A 6,672-nucleotide genomic window follows, 5' to 3' on the forward strand; every position below is an offset into this window, starting at 1 on the left:
GGTTCTGAAGGTGATACGTGAAAAACGTGGCGAAAACGGCGGGGGCGGTGGGATTCGGAGGGGATTAAAACGGCGGGTGTGGCAGGCGAAATGGTGGGCGATTAGCGAGGACGGCGAACGCCGCCGCCCCACTTCAAAGCGTCAAATATAGTAGGCCGTGCGGGTCATGACTTTCGACGCGGCACGCATGAGCGCTCGCATCGGGAGCGGCAACTCGATACCCCCTGCGTCGGTGGCGGCCTTCGCGTGCGAGATCTCATCGACACGCATCTGTTCGACCACGGCGCGCGATTCCAGATCGGCCGGCGGCAGGCTATCCAGATGGCTGTCGAGATGGTGTTCGACCTGACGCTCGGTCTCGGCCATGAAACCCAAGCTCACCTTGTCGCCGAAGCGGCCCGCAGCGAAACCGATTGCCAGCGCACCGGCATACCACAGCGGATTGAGCAGGCTCGGGCGCGAGTCGAGCGCCTGCAGGCGGCGCGCGGTCCACGCGAGATGATCTTCTTCCTCGAGCGCAGCCTGCGTGAACGCCGCCTTGAGCGTGGGCGAGCGAGTGGCGAGCTTCTGTGCCTGATAGAGCGCCTGGGCGCACACCTCGCCGACATGGTTCACGCGCATCAGGCCGGCCGCATGTGCGCGTTCGGCCTGGGTGAGGTCGTTCGCGGCCTCGAGTGCGGGTTCTGCGGATTCGTCGGCGCCGGACTCCGTGCCGGCCAACACAGCCGGTACGGGCATCGGCCGCGACATGCGCGACACCCCAGTCATCGAACGCAGGCCTCGATCGAATTCGGTAATCAATTCGTCAAGCGTCATCCAACCTCCCTTTCGATACGCGAGCGGAAGGCGAGCGTCGGTCGTCTTTCGCCATTACTTGATCTTACGAATTACTGTCAATCAGCAGCACCGCTGATTGCTAACCTCATATTCTATTCCATGTTGTGTAAACGAAACAGGTACTTAGCGATGCTTTGAATCGCGGCTTTTTGACATAGACTTGCGTCTGACATTACGCAGGACTTCTCGCGACGCTGCGCGGCGAGGCTTGGTCATCTGCTACCAGTTCGAAGAAGAACAGCCGTTTCATCCTCGAAGGCGCCTGCGGGCGCCTTTTTCTTTGCCGCGTGCACCAAAGAAAATGGCCTGCCCTCACGGGCAGGCCATGTCGCACGGCAAGCTCGCCGCGGCGCGCGCCGCTCAGGCGCGGCCGTCGCGCAACTCGCGCCGCAGAATTTTGCCGACATTGCTCTTCGGCAGTTCGTTACGAAACTCGACGATCTTCGGCCGTTTGTAGCCCGTAAGCTGCGACTTGCAGTAATCGAAAACGTCCTTGTCGGTCAGCGCCGGATCCTTTTTCACGATAAAGAGCTTCACCGCCTCGCCGGAATGCGGGTCGGGCACACCCACCGCGGCCACCTCGAATACGCCCGGCAGCTTCGCCACCACGTCCTCGACCTCATTCGGATAGACGTTGAAACCCGACACGAGGATCATGTCCTTCTTGCGGTCGACGAGCTTCACATAACCGCGCGTGTTCATCACGCCTACGTCGCCCGACTTGAAGAAGCCGTCCGCCGTCATGACCTTCGCGGTCTCGTCGGGCCGGTTCCAGTAGCCCGCCATCACCTGCGGGCCGCGGATGCAGATCTCGCCCGGTTCGCCGATCGCCAGCTCCTTGCCTTCGTCGTCGCGAATCGAAATTTCGGTCGAGGGCAGCGGCAAGCCGATGGTCCCCGTGTACTCGGTCGCCGTGGTCGGATTGCAGGTCACGCTAGGCGACGTTTCCGAGAGCCCATAGCCCTCGATGATGGGCGCATGCGTCCTTTCGTACCAGCGTTTCGCCACCGCTTCCTGGACCGCCATGCCGCCGCCGTTGGCCACGAGCAGCTTCGAAAAGTCGAGCTTGCCGAAATCGGGGTGATTGAGCATCGCGTTGTAGAGCGTGTTGACCGCCGGAAACGTCGTGATCGAATAGCCTTGCAGCGCCTTGATCATGCCCGCGATGTCGCGCGGATTCGGAATCAGGACCGCGAGACCGCCGGTTCGGATCGCGAGGAGCCCGCACACGGTCAGCGCGAACACGTGGTAGAGCGGCAGCGCCGCGACCGTCACCGCCTGCTGGTCGGCCGGCAGCTTCGAAAGCGCCGGCTCGGTCCAGGCGGCGGACTGCAGCACGTTCGCGATCAGATTGCGATGCAGCAGCGTCGCGCCCTTGGAAACGCCCGTCGTGCCGCCCGTGTACTGGAGGAACGCGATGTCGTCGGGCGTCTGCTCGACGGGCCTGAAGCTCGCGCGCGCGCCGGCGGCAAGGGCGCCGTTGAAGCTGACGTGGCCCGGCAGCGTCCACGCCGGCACCATCTTCTTCACGCGCCGGACGACGAAATTGACGAGACAGCCCTTCGCGCCAAGCAGATCGCCCATCGACGCGACCACGACGTGCTTGACCGCCGTATTCGCGATAACCGTGTCCAGCGTGGCGGCGAAATTCTCGAGAATGACAATCGCCTCGGCGCCGCTGTCCTTGAGCTGATGTTCGAGTTCGCGCGGCGTGTAAAGCGGGTTTACGTTCACGACCACATAGCCCGCGCGCAGAATTGCCGCGAGCGCGACGGGATATTGCAGCACGTTCGGCATCATGATCGCGATGCGCGACCCGGGCACGATGCCGCGCGACTGGAACCAGGCCGCGAGCCGGCGAGAAAGATCGTCGAGCTCGCCGTAGGTGATCGACTTACCCATGCACGCAAAGGCCGGCTTCGTCCGGAACGTGCTGAAGCTCTCTTCGAGCAGCGCCGTGATGGACGCGTAGCGCCCCGCGTCGATCTCTGCTGGAACGCCGGGGGGATACGATTTCAGCCAGATTTTTTCCATGCGGCGTCTCCTCCGTTAATTTTCGAATGATCGTGCTAAAACGTGGATCGTAGCATGGCGCTCCGGGCTTTAAGCCGCTGGATCAGCGAGTTAGAGAAGCCCTTCGAACGCCGGCCGCGCATCCAGTGCGGTGCGCAAGCCGACGCGGCATGCGCCAGTCGTCCACCGGGGAGCCTCAGGCTCGCTCGACTTCCACGAGGCAGTCATAAAACGTGGCGGATCCGCCGAGGTCGGTCAGCGCCTGGCTCGTCACCTCGTTGGCGTTGCGGCCGTCGGGGGCGAGCTTCTTCCACCAGATCGACAGACCGACCACAAGGCCCTCTCGCGCACGCTCGCTCACGCGTGCCCGCGCGCGCAGGGCGCCGCGGTCGTTGAAGACGCGCACTTCGTCGTCGTTCTCGATGCCGCGGCGGGCGGCATCGACAGGATTCAGGTCGACGTGCGGCTCGCCTTCCGTCGCGCGCAGACTCTCGACATTGACGAAGGTACTGTTCAGGAAGTTGCGCGCCGGCGGCGATATCATCGCGAGCGGATAGCGGGCAGCCAGTTCAGGCGCGCCATCCGCCGATTCGTAGGGCGGCAGATAGTCCGGCAGCGGATCGAGCCCCGCTTTAGCGAGCGCCTCGCTGTAGAACTCGCACTTGCCCGAGGGCGTGCGAAAGCCGCCGTTCGCGAACGGCGCATCGGCAATCTGAAGCTTTGCCCAGCCGTTCGACTTCAGCGCGGCCCAATCGATACCCCCGAACGCCGGGTCGTCCCAATGAAACGCCCTGGCCGCCACTTCGTCGTCGCTCTCGAAGAGGGCCGGTTCGGTCAGCCCCATCCTGCGGGCGATCATGCGGAAGATTTCCGTATTCGGACGCGCCTCGCCCACCGGCGCGATGGCGGGCAGATTCGCCATGACGTGCGTATGGCCATAGGACTTATGGACATCGAGGTGTTCGAGCTGCGTCGTCGCGGGCAACAGCAGATCGGCGTAATCGGCGGTGTCGGTCTGGAACTGCTCCAGCACGATCGTGAAGAGGTCTTCGCGCGCGAAACCCGCCGCGACCTTGCCCGAATCGGGGGCGACCGCCACCGGGTTCGAGTTGTAGACGACGATCGCCTCCACCTTCGGACCCAACGCGACATCGCCCGCATGCGTGAGCGCATCGCCGATCTGGTTCATGTTGATCACGCGCGGCAGCGCTTTCGGCCAGCCCGGGATCAGGTCCGGGCGCTGCAGCGCGTTGGCATCGACATTGGCCCACCCCGACGACGACAGTAGCGCGCCCCCCGCGCGTTCCCGCCAGGCGCCGCTCAGCGCCGGCAGGCACGCGATCGCGCGCACCGCGTTGCCGCCGCCGCGCACGCGCTGCAGACCGTAGTTCATGCGGATCGCCGCCTTGCGCGTCGAGCCGTAGAGACGCGCAAGGTCGACGATCGCCTGCTCGTCGATTCCGCAGATCCTTGCCACGCGCGCCGGCGTGTAGGTGAGTGCGCGTGCCTTGAGCGCGTCGTACCCATGCGTGTGCGAGGCAAGATAGTCATGGTCGAGCCGGTCTTCTGTGATCAGGACGTGCATCATGCCGAGCGCGAGCGCACCGTCGGTGCCGGGCTTCAATGCGATGTGCTGGTGGCACTTTTCGGCGGTCAGCGACCGGTACGGGTCGATGGCGATCAGCGTGGCGCCATTGCGCTTCGCTTCCTGGGCGCGCGTCCAGAAATGCAGATTCGACGCGACCGGATTCGCGCCCCAGATCAGGATCACCTCGCTTTCGGCGAAGAACTCCGTATGCATGCCGATGCCGGAGCCATACGTGTAGCGCAGGCCCGCCGCACCGGCTGCTGCACAGATCGTTCTGTCCAGCCGCGACGCACCGAGCTTGTGAAAGAAGCGTTGCGAAATACTGTCGCCCTGTACGAGGCCCATCGTGCCGGCGTAGCTATAGGGGACGATCGCTTCGGGCGAGCGCCGTGCGATTTCGCCAAGGCGATCTGCGGCGATTGCGCATGCTTCATCCCAACTGATGGGCTCAAACCGCCCTTCGCCTTTGCGGCCCACGCGCTTCATCGGCTGCGTCAAACGCTTCGGATGGTGAACGCGTTCCGCGTAACGGCTCACCTTTGTGCAAAGTACGCCCTGCGTCGGCGGATGATCGGGATCGCCCGTCACCTTGACCGCCCGGCCGTGCTCTACGGTCACGCGCATCGCGCAGGTATCGGGGCAATCGTGGGGGCAGACCGCACGGGCAAATTCAGCTGAGGCGTTCATGGGTCATCCATCGGGCGAGGCGTCGTTTCTGTCGAACCGGAGCGAAGTTGGCGCCAGCACTTGTCGGCTGTAGTCAGGGCGTTCGCCCTTGTTACACCGATCCGGTCCCACGCAAAGCGTTCTCGCGATTTTAGTATGTCCGGCCCCACGTCCTGGGAGAGACCCCGGCCGGTTGGCGCGAAAAAAAAGGTTGGGCGTAGAATGGGTTGCCCAGGCCCCGCTCGATTCCGGGTGCTCACCTGCTACAACCCGTCCGCCATGAAACTGATTCCTGAAATCCAGTCCGCCCAAGGCGAAATCCAGACCCTCCGACGAACGATCCACGCCCATCCCGAACTGCGTTACGAAGAAACCCACACCTCGGAGCTCGTTGCATCGAAGCTCGCCGAGTGGGGCATCGAAGTGCATCGGGGACTGGGCAAGACCGGCGTGGTTGGGATCCTCAAACGCGGCAACGGCTCCCGGTCGATTGGTCTGCGCGCCGACATGGACGCGCTGCCAGTTCAGGAACTCAATACCTTCGAACACCGCTCGCGCAACGAAGGAAAAATGCATGCATGCGGCCATGACGGCCATACCGCGATGCTGCTTGGCGCGGCGCAATACCTGGCGAGGCACGGCCAGTTCGACGGAACGATCGTGTTCATTTTTCAGCCAGCGGAAGAAGGCGGTGCCGGCGCGAAGGCCATGATCCAGGATGGCCTGTTCGAACGCTTTCCCGTCGACGCCGTGTTCGGCATTCACAACTGGCCTGGCATGCCGGCGGGGTACTTCGGCGTGACCGAAGGGCCGATCATGGCGTCAAGCAACGAATTCCGGATCGTGATCACGGGCGTAGGTTCACATGCTGCACTGCCACACAACGGACGCGATCCGGTTTTCACGGCCGTGCAGATCGCAAATGGGCTGCAGAGCATCATCACGCGCAACAAAAAGCCCCTGGACACAGCCGTGCTGTCGATCACGCAGATTCATGCCGGCGATGCGGTGAACGTGGTGCCGAACGAAGCGTGGATTGCGGGGACGGTCCGCACGTTCACTACGGAGACACTGGATCTCATCGAATCACGCTTGCGCAAAATCGCGGAAAGCACCGCGGATGCGTACGACTGTTCGGTCGAAATCTCATTCTTGCGCAACTATCCACCAACGGTAAACAGCCGTGCCGAAGCTCAATTCGCGGCGGAGGTCATGCGCGAGCTGGTAGGCGATGACTGCGTGGACGCGAATATCGAGCCGACGATGGGCGCCGAAGACTTTTCGTTCATGCTGATCGAGAAGCCGGGCTGCTATGCGTTTCTCGGAAATGGCGACGGTGGCCATCGCGAGGCCGGCCACGGTGCGGGGCCTTGTATGCTGCATAACGCGAGCTACGACTTCAACGACCAGTTGTTGCCGGTTGGCTCGTCGTACTGGGTGCAACTGGCGACGAAATTTTTTGCCAGACAGTAGAGCGGGAGACGGTCGGGCTAAAAGCCGTCCTTCGGGACGGTTTTTTGTGCGCGGGATTTGCGCGGGCTGCCGGGGTCCGGCGAGTGGAGTGCGTA

At 63.3% G+C, this 6,672-nt stretch carries 4 protein-coding genes; 1 reads left to right on the forward strand and 3 read right to left on the reverse strand.

Annotated features, from left to right (window positions below):
• Positions 1-141 precede the first annotated feature (141 nt).
• The 3 genes from coq7 to V8683_RS20780 all read right to left on the reverse strand — a co-directional run bounded on the left by coq7 (position 142) and on the right by V8683_RS20780 (position 5,125).
• The gene (gene coq7, locus V8683_RS20770; RefSeq protein ID WP_411188397.1) at positions 142-816 is read right to left on the reverse strand and encodes a 2-polyprenyl-3-methyl-6-methoxy-1,4-benzoquinone monooxygenase; all 675 of its coding nucleotides are present in this window, start codon (positions 814-816) and stop codon (positions 142-144) included.
• Between the two features lie 381 nt (positions 817-1,197).
• Complete coding sequence (locus V8683_RS20775; protein ID WP_411188396.1) at positions 1,198-2,871, reverse strand: long-chain fatty acid--CoA ligase; 1,674 nt, start codon at positions 2,869-2,871, stop codon at positions 1,198-1,200.
• Between the two features lie 175 nt (positions 2,872-3,046).
• Positions 3,047-5,125: a molybdopterin-containing oxidoreductase family protein gene (locus V8683_RS20780; RefSeq protein ID WP_411188395.1), complete on the reverse strand. Its 2,079-nt coding sequence runs from the start codon at positions 5,123-5,125 to the stop codon at positions 3,047-3,049.
• A 258-nt stretch (positions 5,126-5,383) separates the two neighbouring features.
• On the opposite strand from V8683_RS20780, the gene V8683_RS20785 reads away from it, so the two are divergent.
• Positions 5,384-6,577, forward strand: a complete 1,194-nt coding sequence (locus tag V8683_RS20785) for a M20 aminoacylase family protein (protein ID WP_411190487.1) — start codon at positions 5,384-5,386, stop codon at positions 6,575-6,577.
• Positions 6,578-6,672 lie beyond the last annotated feature (95 nt).

The sequence above is a fragment of the Paraburkholderia sp. AV2 genome, assembly GCF_054968425.1.

Bases quoted from the DNA above. Each gene is read 5' to 3' on its own strand.
- coq7 (WP_411188397.1), bottom strand. From the start codon at position 816: ATGACGCTTGACGAATTGATTACCGAATTCGATCGAGGCCTGCGTTCG.
- V8683_RS20775 (WP_411188396.1), bottom strand. From the start codon at position 2,871: ATGGAAAAAATCTGGCTGAAATCGTATCCCCCCGGCGTTCCAGCAGAG.
- V8683_RS20780 (WP_411188395.1), bottom strand. From the start codon at position 5,125: ATGAACGCCTCAGCTGAATTTGCCCGTGCGGTCTGCCCCCACGATTGC.
- V8683_RS20785 (WP_411190487.1), top strand. From the start codon at position 5,384: ATGAAACTGATTCCTGAAATCCAGTCCGCCCAAGGCGAAATCCAGACC.